The sequence below is a fragment of the Duganella sp. BJB1802 genome (assembly GCF_013369445.1).
GTDB lineage: Bacteria > Pseudomonadota > Gammaproteobacteria > Burkholderiales > Burkholderiaceae_D > Rugamonas > Rugamonas vulcania_A.
Window position 1 is genome coordinate 114,133 of record NZ_JABWEF010000018.1, and the last position, 16,301, is coordinate 130,433.

Here is a 16,301-nt window from a genome sequence, read left to right on the forward strand (position 1 = left end):
GTCTCGGTCTCGAAACGGCCAGGAGCTGCACTATACGACAAAATGATTTTCTGAACACCCGGTTACTGTTGGCCCTTTTGTTAATCGGCTTCGCTTTCGTCGGCGGAGGTGTATGGCATTATCTGCCATGGTCCAAAGGTCCGATCGCGCATGCATTTCCGCTTGGAGTAGGCGTGGGCCTACTTGCCGCAACGGTTGTGTACTTTGTATGAACTCATGTCGGCTGCTGGGCCAAGCCTACATCGGGCCAGAAGCAGCCGCACAGCAGCGGGCCTTTTATCTAGGGATAGCAGATGGAAACACTAGCACGCGTATTAATTCTAGCCACAAAATATGTGGGCGATCTCGCATGTGATGATGCATTTGACGACGATATCGCAGTGCTCGAAAGCATCTCGGATGAGCTGAAAAAATGCACAATGGACGAAAAAAGTTGCCTTGTACGAGTTTCCAAAGAGCTAGGATTCCCATCGTGGCCGGATGAAATGGGGATTGTGTAAATTTAGGCGTAAAACGCATCCCCCTAGTTCGGCTATGGAGGCTGACTCTGGAGGATCGCAAGCAGGCTGACAGCGGTTGTCAGATCGAGCCTGAGCTTCCGGTACTGTCTCGACGCGGTTGTGGACAGCACCAGGGCGCGCCGCATGCCTTTTTGTCCGTGTCCCGCAGTCGGATCGAGGTTGACCATGACAACGTCGCCGCGTCCAAACTTCTACGGTTCACCACGCTTCACGTCCCGCCGGCTTCATTTGCGACCACTCTGCCATATCGGCCGGTTAGGCCGCAGAAAGGTCACATTGCGCCACTAGGTTAGCCAGGGAATACGACGGGCGTGCGGCTTTCAGCAGCACGCCTTCGGGCAGCACATTGACACCGAGCTTGTCGCCCAAAGTCACCTTGGCATGCCCGGTAGCTCAGCAGGTCTTGGTTACCACCAGAGGCTGTAGATCGTCGTCAGTGCGATGCCGATAACAGCCGAACCTAGCGCGAAGGCGCCGTCGACGCGGAACAGCGAGGTGTCGATGTGCATGTGCTTGACGTTGTCGCGCTTGGCGTCGGCCATCTTGCTCATCAGGACCATGCCGGCGATGACCACCCAGAACACGATGAACATGCGGTCGAGGAAGGGAATCTCGAACACGCCGCTGCCGTTGTCCTTGGAGAAGCCGATAGTCGCCAGGAAGGACAGGTCCATCATCGTCGGCAGGAACTTCAGCAGGATCGAGCCGGCCAGGCCGCCCAGCGTGGCGAACATGGCGGCGCCGGAGGTGGTTTTCTTCCAGAAGAAGCCCATCAGGAACATGGCCAGGATGCCTGGCGAGACGAAGCCGGTGTATTCCTGGATGTACTGGAAGCCGCCTTTCTTGTCGATGCCCAGCATCGGCGCGATCAACACGGCCAGGGCCATCGCCACGACCACGCTCACGCGGCCGATCCACACCATGCGCTGCTCGGTCGCTTCCTTGTTGAAGGCCTTCTTGTAGATGTCGAGCGTGAAGATGGTGGCGATACTATTGGCCTTGCCCGCCAGCGAAGCAACCACGGCGGCGGTCAGCGCGGCGAACGCGATACCCTTCAAGCCCGAAGGCAGCAGGCCCAGCAGGATAGGGTAGGCGCGGTCGGGATTGACTTCGCCGCCGACCTTCATGGCGTCGCCCAGCGCGCCGGACTTGTCCAGCGCGTAGGCCGCGATACCAGGCAGCACCACGATGACCGGCATCAGCAGCTTCAGGAATGCCGCGAACAGCAGGCCCTTGCGGGCGGTCGGCAGGTCTGCGCCCAGCGCGCGCTGCGTGATGTATTGATTGCAGCCCCAGTAGTTCAGGTTGACGATCCACATGCCGCCCAGCAGGACCGACAGGCCAGGCAGGTCCATGTAGTTCGGGTTGTCGCGCTTGAGGACCATGTCGAAGTGGCCGCGGGCGTGGTTGTACAGCTCGGAGAAGCCTTGCAGCGCGCCGTGCTTGTTGCCCAGCGCGGCGACCATGTCGAGCGCCAGCCAGGTCGTGACCAGGCCGCCGACCACCAGGCAGGTGACCTGCACCACGTCGGTGTAGCCGATGACCTTCATGCCGCCCAAGGTGATGATGGCGGCGAACACGGCCAGGAACAGCATGCAGGGCAGCAGGGCGATGCCGGACAGGCTGCTGATCGCCAGCGCGCCCAGGTACAGGATCGAGGTCAGGTTGACCACGACATACAGGCCCAGCCAGAACAGCGCCATGGTGGTGGCGACCGCCTTGCCGTAGCGCTGCTCGAGGAATTGCGGCATGGTGTAGATGCGGTTCTTCAAATAGACCGGCATGAAGAACACGGCCACGATCACCAGCGTGGCGGCCGCCATCAGCTCGTAGACCGCGATGGCCATGCCGATGCGGAAGCCGGAGCCGCTCATGCCGATGAACTGTTCGGCCGAGATGTTGGAGGCGATCAGCGAAGCGCCGATGGCCCACCAGGTCAGCGAGCCTTCGGCCAGGAAGTAGTCATGCGAGGCGAGGCCGGAACCGGCCTGCTTGCGCCGGTAGACCCAGATGCCGTAGCCGGCGACCAGGACAAAATATACAAGAAAGACGGTCACGTCCAAGGTGGAAAAAGTGCTCATGCGGTACTCGCGAAAAAGATTGTCTCCGGATTGACGGCCCAAGCTGCGGCCGTGCCCATTTTATTGATGAATCTGCCAATGGATGATCTTAGGCGATTTCCACCTATAATTTCCAATACCACTTTTGCATGCAGCTATATTGTTTGGGTGGGGGCAGCTTCGGTTTTGCGCCTATTTTCCCGCGACCTTGACCAGGCTCGGCGCCTTGCGGGCCACTTCGCCGTCGCCGCTCGCGTTCAGGCGGCCGGTGGCGTCGTTCCAGTGCAGCCGGACCGTCGTTCCCTTGCCTTTTTCATAATCGTAGGACACGCCGTCGTCGTCATACAGCGCGAAGTCGCCATCCTTGCCGGGGTAGACCCGGATTTCGGCGACCGATTGGCGCTCGGCGGTCGACTGGATCTCCGAGCCCAGCGGCACGATGGCGCCGGCCCGCACGAACACCGGGATCTGGTCGATCGGCGCCGCCACCTTGACCCAGCTGCCACCGGCCAGCTTCTCGTTGGTCCAGAAGTTGTACCAGTCGCTGCCGGCCGGCAGGTAGACATCCTTCTGCGTCTGGCCCTGCTCGGTCACGGGCGCGACCAGGAACGCCGGCCCGAACATGTACTGCGTGCCGATGTCGGCCACCTTCGGATCGTTCGGGAAGTCCATCCACAGCGGCCGCATGAACGGCGCGCCGCTGTCGTAGGTCGCCTTGGCCTGGCTGTAGATGTAGGGCAGCAGCTGGTAGCGCAGGCGGTCGTAGCGGGCCAGGATCGGCTCGGCCTGGGTGCCGAATTCCCACAGTTCCGTGTGCTTGCGGTCGCCGTGCACGCGCAAGGTCGGCAGGAAGGTGCCGTACTGGAACCAGCGCGTGAACAGTTCAGGATAGTCGTGGTTCTGGCCGACCGTGTCGGTGCCGCCGGCCGGGTCGAGCAGCGGCGCCTTGGTGGCCTTGGTCGACTGCGGCAGCCACTGCCAGCCGCCGATGTCGTTGCCCCAGTAGGCGATGCCGGAGGCCGTCATGTTCAGGCCGGTCGGGATCTGGCGCGTCAGCGCTTCCCACGACGGACTGATGTCGGACGACCAGAACAGCGCGCCGGTGCGCTGCGAGCCCAGGTAGGCGGCGCGCGACAGAATCATGGCGCGCTTGTTCGGCTTCCACGCGCGCATGTTCTCGGCGAAGCCTTCGACGTGCAGCAGCGGGTAGACGTTGTGGTAGCGGTCGCCTGAGCCGATCGAATAGAAGTAGCCGTCCGGTACCAGGTCGGGTTCGGTCTCATCCAGCCATGGGTAATCGAAGCCGTGCGACATCACGTTGTCGCGCGCGTGTTCCCAGAACCATTTGCGGGCCGCCGGGTTGGTGGAGTCGATCAGCGCGCCGGTGCGGTCGGAGCGCGACGGCAGGCCGTCGACGGTCTTGCCGTCCTTGTCCTTGAGGAAGTAGCCCTTGGTATCCAGTTCGTTGAAGTAGCGGCCCGAGCTCTCGAAGCGCGGCCAGAACGAAATGATGGACTGCATGCCCAGGCCGTGCAGCTCCTTGTTCATGGCGTCCGGGTCGGGGAACTGCGCCGGGTCGATGTCCAGCTGGCCCATGCGGGTCCAGTAGAACCAGTCCACCACCATGATGTCGAGCGGGTACTTCTTCTGGCGGTAGGTGTTGGCCATGCGCAGCACTTCCTGCTGGCTCTCGTAGCGCGCCTTGGACTGGATCAGGCCGAACGCGGCCTTCGGCGGGATCGGCGTCTTGCCGGTCACGCGCGCGTAGCCCGAATACAGTTCCTCCGGCGTGTTGCCGGTGATGACGAAGAAGCTGACGCGCTCGCCCACGCTGGACTGGAACGCGGTGCGGCCGTTGATGCCGGCGATGAAGCGCGTCGGCGACGGGTTGTCCCAGACGATGCCGTAACCCTTGGACGACACCATGAACGGCACGCACACGGTCTCGCCGGCCGGCGCGTCGTACCAGTGCTTGCAGTCGATGACGCGGCCGCGCAGGTCCAGCGGGCCCATCGATTCCTGGTTCTGGCCCATGCCGTAGTAGTGCTCGTCGGCCGGCGCGCTGAACGAGGCGCTGGCCTGGTAGGTCTTCTCGGTGTTGATGGTTTGCGGCGCCAGGTCCCAGCCTGTCATGTCGAGCACCACTTCGCCCTTGGCGTTCTTCACCTGCAGCGCGACCGGCGCCAGCGTCGAGGCGAAATATTTCTCGCTCATGGACGGCACGTGCGGCGCGGGCGCCGGCGCCACGTGCAGGCTCAGCGCGGACGAGCTGAAGGTGTCGCCGTCCTTGCCGCCGGTGTGGCGGAAGGCCGCGTTGTCGGCGCCGGCCGGCAAGATGCCGTAGCCGCCGGCCTTCAGCGCCTCGGCCTTGTCGGCGGCCACTGTGACGCGGACCACGTTCGGTCCGTAGGCCTCGACCGAGACCCAGGCGCCGTTGCGGTCCAGCGTGGCGATCGGCGCGGCCTGGGCCGACGCGGCGGCGCCGAGCGCGATCAGGGAAATCGAGGCGGCCAGGGTCTTGCGCCGGTGATGCATAGTCATGTTGTCTCCTGAATTGTTGGTCATGGATGGTTATGGAATCAGTTTGCGGTCGCGCAGCCACTCTTCGGCGCGGCGCGGCCAGTTCGATGCCGTGCCCTGGCCGGCGCGCATGCCCATGCCGTGACCGCCGTGCTCGAACAGCAGCATCTCGGCCGGCACGTGGGCGCGGGTCAGGGCCTGGAAGTACAGGATGCTGTTATCGACCGGCACCGCGCCGTCGTCCTGGGAGTGCATCAGCAGCGTCGGCGGGGTCTGCGCGTTGACCTGCTGGTCGAGCGACATCTGCCGCACCAGCTCGGCGGACGGCGACGTGCCGAGCAGCGCCCGGCGCGAGCCGGCGTGCGTGACCACCGACTCCATCGAGATCACGGGATACATCAGCATGGCGAAGTCCGGGCGCGCGCTGACGGCGTCGAGCGCGTCGCCGCCACGGCCGGCCGGCAAGTTGTACAGGGTGGAGGCGCTGGCGGCCAGGTGTCCGCCGGCCGAGCTGCCCATGACGCCGATGCGGTCCGGCGCCACGCCGTATTGCGCGGCCTGCGAGCGCACCAGGCGGATCGCGCGCAGCACGTCCTGCAGCGGCGCGGGATGGCCGTAGCCGGACAGGCGCGACTTGAGCACGAAGGCGGTGATGCCCAGGTTGGACAGCCATTGGGCGTACTGGTGGCCCTCGCGGGTGAAGGACAGGATCTCATAGCCGCCGCCGGGGCAAATGATGACGGCGGCGTGGGCCGGCCTATCGTACGAGGCGGGATACACGGTCAGCGTGGGGACGCTGACGTTGCTGATCCGCTCGTCGTCCAGCCGTTCCGGCCCCAGCTGCGGGTGCGGGCCGGGGAAGCCGCTCGGCCAGAGGGTGACGACGTTGCCCTGGGCGCCGGCGCCGGCCGAGGCCACGAGCAGTAGGGCCAGTATCCATGAACGCATGATGTGATCTCCTTTGTTATACTTTTGATCCCGGTATTTTGGGCGCTTCATCATTGCAGAGCCGCCGTGCGACCGCAATTATGAAAATCACCGACCACGAGTATGATTTCACCGCCGGGACGTGCGCCGATCATCCATTTTCAGGACCAATAAATGAAACAGTACGGCACACCCGCCATTCTCCTGGGCCTGGCAAGCTCGCTGCTGCTGCTCGCTTGCACGCCCAAGACGCCGCAGGTCGCCGCCGAGGATATCCGCATCGCCAAGCTGGAGCCGCTGGCCGTCAGCGGCCCCGACCGGAATATCGAGAAGGTCCGGGTGGTCAAGTCCAGCGAGCCGGACTATGTGCCCGAGCCGGTGGCGCAGGCCCTGCTGGCGCAGCTCAAGCAATGGCCGAAGACGGGGGCGGAGCTTGGCAGCGCGCTCAATACCTGCTCGGCACAGCTGGCGGTCAAGCAGCTCGGCGACAAGTCCGCATGCCGGGAAGCGATGGGGGAGGACGAAGAAACCGCCTGCCACAAGCAGCACGGCTACGGCAGGAAGACGGTGGGGCAGGCGCTGATGGCCGATCATCGCGACCTGAACGGCGATGGCGTGAAGGACTACATCATCTCGGACCGCTACTATTGCCAGGCCTTGTCGGCCAATCAGGGGGCGGTGTATTTTGTCATGCTGTCGCAGCCGAAAGGGGGCTACCAGCTGGCCTTTGCGGACTGGGCTGCGCCGACCCTGTATGCGGTGGACGCCAAGGTCGACGGCAAGGCGGTGCTGGTCGAGCGCATCGCCAAGCTGGACGGCGCGACCACGCGCATCCTGAACCTGGTCGACGCGAAGTACGTGCGCAAGAGCTGCTTGTTCCAGGACGAGCACGGCTACAGCGCATGCCCGCTATAGGCGAATATGAAGAACTTGTCGATACCGGCGCTGGCGCTTGCCTTGCTGTTCCCGTTCCATTGCTCCGCTGAGCAAGGCGCAGCGCCAGCGTCCGTGGATATTATTTTTGTAGCTAACGGCGTGGCTTTCGGAACGCGTATTGACGATGCCATTTTAGAGAAGATCGGTTGCGCATATACGTTCCGCGATACCGAGACATTCTCGAAGCTGCTGAAACTGGCGGAGGCGGCGCGGGATGTGCCGCAAGACGCCAATGATCCGAGGCCGAATTTCGAAGTTCGAAACAAGCTCCTTTTCCATTTCCAGGAAGGCCCTGATATATCAGTCAGATTCGGTCAAAAGTACCTCAACCAATCGTATCTGGACGGAAGCTGGAATTCCGTCCCCATGCATCTGCAAAACGACCTGGTCGAACAGGTACGTGCAACAATCAGGAAAGCGGGCGGCACGCAGGCCAACAAGAACGCTTCCGGTTCTTGCGAAGGGTCTTGACCGCAGCGCATGCCCGCCGGCGCTGAACCGCCTGGTCCGTGATGGCCTTCTCGCGCCAGCCGGTTACGCGCATGCAGAGTATCTTGCGGTCGGCCAGCCACCGCGCGCAGGCGTTTAGCAGGGGCGTGGTGGCCGCATCGTTGTTGCCCATCCCCGCGCCGCCCTGGCTGCGCCAGTTCAGCTTGAGCGTCGCGCAGGCGGCGTCGATGGGCGCCGAAATTGGGAGAGTTCGTTTCCCAATTCTGCAAGGCCCCCAGCATGCTTTCGCGGTCGGCGCCACATGCGATCAGTTTGCGTCGGGCGGCACGCTGGTCGGGCTGCTGCCCCAGCGTGCGGCGGCCGGGTCGGTGGACAATTGCATGCGCAGCTGTCCGCCGCGTTGCAACTGTTCCCAGTCCAGCCAGACCTTGTCGTGCGGCTTGGCGTTCCAGTTCAGCCGCGTGACGAAGGAGGATGACGCGGCCGGCCCATCTTTCTCGATGAGCAGCTGCTTGCCGTTGCCCAGGTCGACCCGGGCCTTGGCGAACTTCGGCTCATGCAGCAGGAAGCGGCCGCTGCCTGGCGTGGACGGATAGATGCCCAACGCGCTGAACACGTACCATGCCGACATCGTGCCCAGGTCGTCGTTGCCGGTCACGCCGTTGGGCGCGTTGCTGAACAGCGTCTCGGCGGCGCGCAGCACGGCGCTGGTCTTCCACGGCTGGCCGACCAGCGTGTACATCCACGGCGCGTGCAGGTCGGGCTCGTTGTTCGGGTTGTAGCGGAACTGGTTGTAGTAGTTGTACGCGCCCATCACCCATTCCTTGCGCACCGCCTGGTAGGGATCGGCGCTCAGCGCGTCGTAGGCGAAGAAGGCGTCCAGCCGGCGCGCGGCCTGCTCGCGTCCGCCCATGGCCTTGACCATGCCGCCCACGTCCTGCTGCACCAGCCACTGGTATTGCCAGGCCGTGCCCTCGTGGAAGCCGTGTTCGGCGCGCGGCGTGTAGCTGCCGTCGAGCTCCGTGTACCACTGGCCGTCGGCGGTCTTCGCGCGCGGGAAGCCCTGGAAGCCCAGTTGCTTGTCCTGCGCCGCATTGTCCCAGACGTTGCGCCAGTTGCCGGCGCGCTGGCGCAGCAGCGCGGCGTCGGCCTTTTTGCCCAGCGCCTCGGCCATGTAGGCCAGCGCGCCGTCGGCCTGCGCGTATTCCATCGTGGCCGAGCCGCCGTGGTGCGGATCGACGTCCATGCCCTTGGCGCGGAACGACAGGTCGTACTGCACGTAGCCCTTGCTCAGATAGCTCGGGTTGCCGGCGCGGCCCTCGCTGCGGCTGCCGAACGGCGGCACGCCGAACGCGTTCTCGCGCAGCGCCGCGTAGGCTTGCTGCTCGCGGCCCTTGAGCGCGCCGTAGCGCCACAGGTCGACCAGGAAGGGCGTGACCGGATCGCCCGTCATCACGTTCGATTCGAAATTGGCGTAGCCCCAGCGCGGCAGCCAGCCGCCTTGCTCCCGGATTTTCAGCACCGAATCGGCGATGTCGCGCGCGCGCTCGGGACGCAGCAGCGCGATCAGCTGGTTCTGCGCGCGGTAGGTGTCCCACAGCGAGAAGAATTCGTAGTAGGTGGCGGCGCCGGCCGAGTGGATGCGGTCGTCATAGCCGCGGTAGCGGCCGTCGACGTCGTTGCCGGTCAGCGGTTGCAGCAGCGCGTGGTACAGCGCGGTGTAGAACACGGTGCGCTGGTTCTGGTCGGCGCCCTCGATGTCGACCGACTTGAGTTCCTTCTGCCATGCGTGCTGCGCCTGCTCGCGCATCTGGTCGAAGCTGCGCGGCGCGCCTTGCGCGTAGGCGTCGGCGCGCAGGTTGCGGCGGGCGCCGTCGGCGTCCACGTGCGAGATGGCGCTGATGGCCGTCACCGCCTGATGGTCCTTGACGTCGAAGGTGAACCAGGCGCCGTGCGGGCGGCTGTCGCCTTGCAGGCTGGGCTGGCGCGAACCGGGCGTGCCGCCGGTCTCGTTCCAGATGCCGTGCGCGGCGAACGGGCGGTCGAACTCCATGCGGAACCAGGTGGCGTACTGCGCGCCGCCGCAGAAGCTGCGCGTGACGATCTTGCCTTCCACGCTGTGGTCGTCCACCACGCGCAGGCTGCTGCCGACCACCGAATGGCGTTCGTTGGCCTGGCCCAGGTTGACCAGGATGTGGCCTTGCGCGGTGCCGGGCGCGAAGGTGTAGCGCTCGGCGGCGGCGCGGGTGAGGGCGGTGGTTTCGGCGGTGATGCCGCCGTAGCTGGTCAGCCTGACCTTGAAGTAGCCGGCGTCGCCCACCTCGCCGTCGTGGGTGTACTCGGACGCGTAGCGCTTGTGGTCGAAGCTGTCGGCCTTGCTGATGTCGAAGGCGCCGCCCTTGCCGATGCTGCCGGTGACCGGCAGGACCGACAACTGGCCGCCCTGTTCCCAGCAGCCCGCGCCGGACAGGAAGAAGTGGCCGAAGCCGCGGATCTTGGGATCGGTGTAGTGCCAGCCGGCGTAGTGCTCGCCGATCGGGCTCACCTGCAGCATGCCGAACGGGGCCGACGCACCGGGGAAGGTGTTGCCGTCGTCCTGCGTGCCGATGAAGGTGTTGACCGGCGCCGGCGCTGCTTGAGTGCCCAGGCAAAACGCCGCGCCGGCGAGGATGCCGTAAATCTTGTTCTTCATGCGTGTCTCCAAAAAATTATTGTTATGTGTGTTCAGTCGAGCGCCTTGAAGCGCACCGCCGCGCCGCCGCCCGGCGCCAGCCACAGCGACAGCACATCGTCGCGGCCGACCTCGCGCTGTTCGATGACGATGTCGTAGGGATTGCTTTCCCAGTCCGCCTTCGCGCCATCGCGGTAGATCTGCGCCTGGTAGCGCTTGTGCGGCGCCAGGAAGTCCAGCTTGAGGTTGAGCGAGCGCGGCTTCTCGTTGCTGAGCGTGCCGAGATACCAGTCCGCGCCGCCGCGCTGCTGGCGCGCCATCGCCACGTACTGGCCGACCTCGCCGGCGATGGCGCGGCTTTGCTCCCAGTCGGTCGGCACGTCGACGATGAACTGGAAGGCGTCGCGCCGCGCCTCGTAGTTTTCCGGCAGGTCGGCCGCCATCTGGATCGGGCTGTACAGCACCACATACAGCGCCAGCTCCTTGGCCAGCGTCGAGCGCACGCGGTTCTCGGATTGCTCGCCGTTCGGCTTCAGGTTGAAGATGCCCGGCGTGTAGTCGAACGGCCCGGACAGCATGCGCGTGAACGGGAGGATGGCCGTGTGCTCGGGTGGATTGGGCGGGAAGCCCCAGGCGTTGTATTCCTGGCCGCGCGCGCCTTCGCGGGTGATCCAGTTGGGGTAGGTGCGGCGCAGGCCGGTGTCCTTGACCGGTTCGTGGGTGTCGATGCTGATGTGGCGCTTTGCCGCCTCTTCAACCGAGCGCAGGTATTCGCCGACCATGAACTGGCCGTCGTGCCACTCGTAGCGCACGCGTCCCTGCGCATCGATGCGTTTGATCTTGGCGTTGTCGGCCACGTAGCCGGTCTTCACCTGGGTGACGCCGTTGTCGCGGTAGTAGTCGTAGGCCGCGCCCATCTGGCTGGCGTAGTGGCTGACCGCGCCCGAGGTCTCGTGGTGGCCGATCAGCTGCACGCCGGTCTTCTTGGCGTAGGCGGCCACCGCCTGCATGTCGAAGTCGGGGTAGGGCTGGGTGAACTTGAACAGGTCGCCGTTGTCCGGCCATTCGCCGTCCCAGCCCACGTTCCAGCCCTCGACCAGCACGCCGGAGAAGCCGTACTTGGCGGCGAAGTCCATATAGCGCTTGGTCTCCTCCGTGGTGGCGCCGTGCTTGGGGCCGGACGACCAGGTCTTCTGCCACAGGTGCATGGCCCACCAGATGCCGACGTACTTGCCCGGCTTGACCCAGGAGACGTCGCCCAGTTTGTTCGGCTCGTTCAGGTTGAGGATCAGGTCGGAGTTGAGCAGGCCGGGCGCGTCGGGCGAGATCTGCACGGTGCGCCAGGGCGACTTGAACTCGCCGTGGGTCCTGACCTTGACGCCGTCGTACCACGGCGTCAGGTCGGCCTTGAAGACGCCGTCGCGCTGCTGGGCCAGCGTCATCGACGCGTAGTCGGTCAGCGCCGCCTCGTGGATGCTCAGGTGGACGCCCGAGGCCAGGCGCATCGTGAACGGCGTCTCGACGTGCGCCGCTTCGCGCAGCGGGGTGCTGCGGTACAGGTATTCCAGGCTGCGCCAGGCGCGCGCCGGGATCCACCAGGCGCGGGTGGTGTCGATGTCGGGCAGGTTGAATTCGGTCGATTCGTCGACGATCTCGGCCTGCTCCATGCCGGCCTGCTTCGGCGCCTCGTAGCGGAAGCCGATGCCATCGTCGAACACGCGGAAGCGCACGGTGTAGCGGCCGGCATCCTTGGCGGCGAAGTCGACCCGCAGTTCGTTGTGCTTGTCGTGCACCTGCTTGCGCTCGCCCCAGGGCTGGGTCCATTCGGTATCGGCGGCGGCCGGCGCGCTGGCGACGATCCGGTAGCCGTCGCCGAACGACGGCTGGTCCTTGAACACCAGGCCCAGGCGGGAATGGTTGATGATGTCCTTGCCGCGATAGCTGACCCGGTAGCTCGGATGGGCGCGGTCATCGCTGACGGTGACGACGACCTCGCCGTTGGGCGAGCGCACGCTCAGGTCGGTGGCGCAGGCGAGCGGCGCGATCAATGCCAGCAACAGGGCGGTGGAAATGTGCATGCGGCGGTTCCAGTGTGGATGAAGTGCCGATTTAATCACGATCGGCCGGGGCGGGGCAGGGGAAGGCGCCGGCGAGGGCTCAGTTTCACTTGTTTCACTAAACAAGCGCTTGTTACTCAAACCCACAGCATCAGCGTGTTGGCCACCGCCTGCATGGCCGGCACGCAGCGGGCGATCGCCTCCTTGTGGCTGCCGTGGCTGGCCGGCATGGAGGTCGACAGCGCGCCCACCACGTCGCCGGCCCGGTTCTTGACCGGCACCGAGATGCCGCGCAAGCCCATCTCGTACTGGTTCTCGGTGGCGCCGAAGCCGTCCTCGCGGATCGCGACGATCTCGCGGAACAGCTGGTCCTTGTCGGTCACGGTCAGGTGGGTGTAGGCGATCGGCGTGATCCGCTCCAGGTAGGCGCGCAGGGCCTCGTCGCCGAGCGATGACAGCAGCACCCGGCCGGCGGTCGAGGTGTAGGCCGGCAGGCGCATGCCCGGATCGAAGCCGGCCAGCAGGATGCGCGGCGCGTTGACGCGGCTGACGTAGACCACGTCGTCGCCGTCGCGCACCGAGTAGTTGGTCGATTCCTGCAGCTGGTTGGTCAGCCTTTGCAGATAGGGCACCACGGCGCGCGGCAGCCGCGCCGAATCCACGTACGCATGGCCGATACTCAGCACGCTGGGCCGCAGCCAGAAGGTGCGGCCGTCGGTGGCCGCCATGCCCACGTGGACCAGCGTGAGCAGATAGCGCCGCGCCGCCGTGCGGCTCAGGCCCACCTTTTCGCCCAGCTCCGTCGGCGTCAGCCGCACCGATTCGTGGTCGAAGGCGCGTATCACCTCCAATCCCTTGATCAGTCCCTCGATCTGGTCGCGCTTGTCGACCACCACATCCTGCAACGCGCTTTTCTTCATCGTCCCGCCTCTTTGTTTGCGCGATTATCGCGCAATGTGCGCGCTCTGCGCAATATTCGCGGTTTTGCGGGCTGTTTTTCGTTCGCCGGCTTTCCTACACTGGTCCCCATTCAACCAAGCGAGGACCACCATGACGGCACACGAACACAATCCCGAACCGCACAATCCACTGGGCATAGACGGCATCGAGTTCGTCGAATATGCCAGTGCGCAGCCGCTGGCGTTCGGCGCGTTGCTGGAGCAGTTCGGGTTCGTGGCCACCGCCCGTCACCGCTCGCGCGAGGTCACGCTGTACCGCCAGGGCGGCATGAACGTGATCGTCAACGCCGACCCGCGCGCCTTGCCGCAATCGGGCACCGATCCGCAATCGACCGTCATCAGCGCCATCGCGCTGCGGGTGCGCGACGCCGACGCCGCCTACCGCCACGCCATCGACATGGGCGCCTGGGCGATCCAGACCCGCGCCGGCGTGATGGAGCTGAACATCCCCGGCGTGCACGGCGCCGGCGATTCGATCCTGTACTTCGTCGACCGCTTCCGCGACTTCTCGATCTACGACGTCGACTTCAAGCCTATCCCCAACGCCCCGGCCAATCCGCCGGCGCTGGCGGGCCTGCATTTCTTTGGCGTGGTGCAGGCCATCGGCGCCGGTCGCGCGCCGGAGTGGATCGATTTCTACCAGCAGCTGATGGACTTCCGCGTGCTGCCCGAAGGCCGCTACTTCGGCGTGGTGCCGAAAGGGACGCTGCTGGAAAGCCCGTGCCACGGCTTCTACCTGCAGCTGGTCGAGCCGCCCGAAGGCGCCGGCGGCCTGCAGTGGGGCGAGCAGCTGATACGGGTGGGCTTCGGCGCGCCGGACGTGCTGGCGGCGGTCCGCGCGTTGCAGCAGAGGGGCATCGTGTTCATCGACCGCGCACCGGCGCAGTCCAATGAGCGCGGCGCATTGACACAACTGTACAAGGGTGGCGTCAGTTTCGAGCTGGTCGTCAGCCACCTGGAGAAGAACCATGATTGAGATTTCCGGCACTACCCGCATTTTCCCCGTGATCGGCTGGCCGGTCGAACAGGTCAAGGCGCCCGCGCTGTTCAACGCCTACTTCCAGCGCCACGGCATCGACGCCCGCGTGGTGCCGCTGAAGGTGCCGCCCGAGTCCTACACCGCCGCCGTGCGGATGCTGATGTCCTTCCCGAATGTGGGCGGCATCTTCGTCTCCATCCCGCACAAGCCGATGAGCGTGGACGCGGTGGACGTGCCCAGCCCGCGCGCGCGCCTGGCCGGTTCCTGCAACGCCATCTACAAGGACGGGCAGGGCCGCATACTGGGTGACCTGATCGACGGCGAAGGTTTCATCCGCGCCTTCGACCGCACCTGCGGCGCCGCGCCGCTGGACTGGCCGGCATCGCGCGCGCTGGTGGTGGGCGCCGGCGGCGTCGGCTGCGCGGTGGCTTATGCGCTGGCCGAACGCGGCATCGGCGAAGTGGCGCTGTACGACACCCGCGCCGACCAGGCGCTGGCCTTGCAGCAGCGCCTGCGGCTGGCGTTCCCCGCCACCCGCATCGTGATCGCGCCGCCGGCCGCCGCCGGCTTCGACCTGGTGGTCAATTCGACCCCGCTCGGCATGCACCCCGACGATCCGTTGCCGCTGGACCTGCGCGGCGTGTCGCCGCACTGCATCGTGGCCGACTGCGGCATGAAGATCGAGATGAGCCGCTTGCTGCGCCAGGCGCAGGAACTGGGTTGCCGCATCCAGAAGGGCAAGGAGATGCTGATCGAGCAGGCACCCCTGTACCTGGAGTTGTTCGGCTGGCCCGGCGTGTCATCGGATGCGTTCCGCGCGCTGGAGGCCCTGTGAATCTCTCCAACTTCGGCATGGACAGCATCACCCTGGCCGGTCCGCTGGAAGCGAAGCTGCGTGCCTCGCGCGCGGCGGGCTTCAGCCAGATCATGTTGTGGGCGCGCGACCTGGCCGGCCATCCGGGCGGCCTCGATGAAGCGGTGCGGCTGGTGCGCGCCAGCGGCGTGCGCGTGACCGGCATCCAGGTGATGCGCGACTACGAGGGCCTGGACGGCGCCCTGCACGAGTACAAGCTCGATATCGCCCGCCAGATGCTGCTGGTGTGCCAGGCGGTCGGCGCGCCGCTGCTGATGGTCTGCTCCAGCACCTCCAGCCACGCCAGCGGCGACATGCGGCTGATCGCGCGCCACCTGGCCAAGCTGGCCACGCTGGCGGTGCCGCTGGGCGTGCGGGTCGGCTACGAGGCGCTGTCGTGGGGCCGCCACGTCAACCAGTACGAGCAATCGTGGGAGGCGGTGGAGCTGGCCGACCACGCCAACCTGGGCGTGGTGATCGATTCCTTCCACATGCTGGCCAACCGCGCCAACCTGGACGGACTGGAGGACATCCCCAGCCACAAGATCGCGATGGTGCAGCTGTCCGACTTCATGTGGCGCGACATCCGCAGCGCCGAGGAGCGGCTGGAAACGGCGCGCCACCTGCGCGTGTTCCCCGGCGAGGGTGCGCATTCGGCGGAGCTCACGGATCTGCTGCGCCGGCTGGACAGGGCCGGCTATCGCGGCGACTACAGCTTCGAAGTGTTCAACGACGACTACCTGCAACTGGCGCCGGAGATCGTCGGCCAGCGCGCGCACCGCGCCGCCAAGTGGGTCACCGACCAGGTGCTGCGGCGCAGCCTCGAGGTGCGCCGTCCCACCGCCGCCCATCCGACCATGGCCTGAACCGGAGACCTCACCATGCAGAACCCCAACCAGACCGTGATGGTGCTGAACGGCCCCAATCTGAACCTGCTCGGCCAGCGCGAGCCCGCCGTGTATGGCTCGGCCACGCTGGCCGACGTCGAGCGCCTGTGCGCCGCCGCCTGCGAACGGCACGGCTTCACGCTCGATTTTCGCCAGTCCAACCACGAGGGCGTGCTGATCGACGCCATCCACGCAGCCGGCGCGGCGCAGGCGCAGGGCGCCTTGGCCGGCGTGGTGTTCAACGCCGGCGCCTACACCCACACCTCGGTGGCGCTGCACGACGCCATCAAGGGCGCGGCGGTGCGCGTGATCGAGCTGCACATCTCCAACGTCCATGCGCGCGAGCCGTTCCGCCATCACTCGTGGTTGTCGCCGGTGGCGCACGGCGTGATGGCCGGCTTCGGCGTGCGTGGCTATGCGCTGGCCATCGCCGCGCTGGCACAGGATTGAAACGAAGCCCCTCGCTTCGCGGCAGCACCGG

At 65.8% G+C, this 16,301-nt stretch carries 13 protein-coding genes and 1 pseudogene; 7 read left to right on the forward strand and 7 right to left on the reverse strand.

Going from position 1 to position 16,301, the window contains the following annotated elements; translation table 11 throughout:
* The first annotated feature begins 293 nt into the window (after window positions 1-293).
* Window positions 294-500: a hypothetical protein gene (locus HUX88_RS24865; protein ID WP_147330442.1), complete on the forward strand. Its 207-nt coding sequence runs from the start codon at window positions 294-296 to the stop codon at window positions 498-500.
* A 32-nt stretch (window positions 501-532) separates the two neighbouring features.
* On the opposite strand, the pseudogene HUX88_RS33025 reads toward HUX88_RS24865, so the two are convergent.
* From HUX88_RS33025 to HUX88_RS24885, 4 genes and pseudogenes are all read right to left on the reverse strand, one after another.
* Window positions 533-691, reverse strand: a pseudogene (locus HUX88_RS33025) (hypothetical protein); the annotation flags it as partial.
* Between the two features lie 237 nt (window positions 692-928).
* Entirely contained in the window at window positions 929-2,602 is a 1,674-nt protein-coding gene (locus tag HUX88_RS24875) for a sodium/solute symporter (RefSeq protein WP_176363524.1), read from the reverse strand.
* 171 nt (window positions 2,603-2,773) lie between these two features.
* Entirely contained in the window at window positions 2,774-5,122 is a 2,349-nt protein-coding gene (locus HUX88_RS24880) for a glycoside hydrolase family 31 protein (RefSeq protein WP_176363525.1), read from the reverse strand.
* Window positions 5,123-5,152: 30 nt separating this feature from the next.
* Window positions 5,153-6,049 carry an alpha/beta hydrolase gene (locus tag HUX88_RS24885; RefSeq protein ID WP_176363526.1) on the reverse strand — a complete coding sequence of 299 codons (897 nt, stop codon included), beginning with the start codon at window positions 6,047-6,049 and terminating at the stop codon, window positions 5,153-5,155.
* A 153-nt stretch (window positions 6,050-6,202) separates the two neighbouring features.
* Here HUX88_RS24885 and HUX88_RS24890 point away from each other — a divergent pair, with 153 nt between their 5' ends.
* Together HUX88_RS24890 and HUX88_RS24895 are read left to right on the forward strand one after the other, a co-directional pair.
* Window positions 6,203-6,943: a hypothetical protein gene (locus HUX88_RS24890; RefSeq protein ID WP_176363527.1), complete on the forward strand. Its 741-nt coding sequence runs from the start codon at window positions 6,203-6,205 to the stop codon at window positions 6,941-6,943.
* Between the two features lie 6 nt (window positions 6,944-6,949).
* Entirely contained in the window at window positions 6,950-7,435 is a 486-nt protein-coding gene (locus HUX88_RS24895) for a hypothetical protein (RefSeq protein ID WP_176363528.1), read from the forward strand.
* Between the two features lie 286 nt (window positions 7,436-7,721).
* On the opposite strand, the gene HUX88_RS24900 is transcribed toward HUX88_RS24895, so the two are convergent.
* The 3 genes from HUX88_RS24900 to HUX88_RS24910 all read right to left on the reverse strand — a co-directional run bounded on the left by HUX88_RS24900 (window position 7,722) and on the right by HUX88_RS24910 (window position 13,062).
* The gene (locus HUX88_RS24900; RefSeq protein ID WP_229219529.1) at window positions 7,722-10,106 is read right to left on the reverse strand and encodes a GH92 family glycosyl hydrolase; all 2,385 of its coding nucleotides are present in this window, start codon (window positions 10,104-10,106) and stop codon (window positions 7,722-7,724) included.
* A 32-nt stretch (window positions 10,107-10,138) separates the two neighbouring features.
* On the reverse strand, window positions 10,139-12,163 hold the full coding sequence (locus HUX88_RS24905) for a glycoside hydrolase family 97 protein (protein ID WP_176363529.1): 2,025 nt from the start codon (window positions 12,161-12,163) through the stop codon (window positions 10,139-10,141).
* A gap of 116 nt (window positions 12,164-12,279) precedes the next feature.
* Window positions 12,280-13,062 (reverse strand): IclR family transcriptional regulator C-terminal domain-containing protein, encoded by a 783-nt coding sequence (locus HUX88_RS24910; protein WP_117011157.1) that lies wholly within the window; start codon window positions 13,060-13,062, stop codon window positions 12,280-12,282.
* Between the two features lie 130 nt (window positions 13,063-13,192).
* Here HUX88_RS24910 and HUX88_RS24915 point away from each other — a divergent pair, with 130 nt between their 5' ends.
* Genes HUX88_RS24915 through aroQ form a run of 4 tightly spaced genes read left to right on the forward strand, consistent with a single transcriptional unit; the run spans window position 13,193 to window position 16,270 of the window.
* Window positions 13,193-14,077 (forward strand): 4-hydroxyphenylpyruvate dioxygenase, encoded by an 885-nt coding sequence (locus tag HUX88_RS24915; RefSeq protein ID WP_176363530.1) that lies wholly within the window; start codon window positions 13,193-13,195, stop codon window positions 14,075-14,077.
* Complete coding sequence (locus HUX88_RS24920) at window positions 14,070-14,915, forward strand: shikimate dehydrogenase (protein ID WP_176363531.1); 846 nt, start codon at window positions 14,070-14,072, stop codon at window positions 14,913-14,915. Before HUX88_RS24915 ends, HUX88_RS24920 begins: the two co-directional genes overlap by 8 nt.
* On the forward strand, window positions 14,912-15,799 hold the full coding sequence (locus HUX88_RS24925; protein WP_117011154.1) for a sugar phosphate isomerase/epimerase: 888 nt from the start codon (window positions 14,912-14,914) through the stop codon (window positions 15,797-15,799). The genes HUX88_RS24920 and HUX88_RS24925 overlap by 4 nt, the downstream gene beginning before the upstream one ends.
* Before the next feature lie 15 nt (window positions 15,800-15,814).
* Window positions 15,815-16,270: a type II 3-dehydroquinate dehydratase gene (gene aroQ / locus HUX88_RS24930; protein ID WP_176363532.1), complete on the forward strand. Its 456-nt coding sequence runs from the start codon at window positions 15,815-15,817 to the stop codon at window positions 16,268-16,270.
* Window positions 16,271-16,301 lie beyond the last annotated feature (31 nt).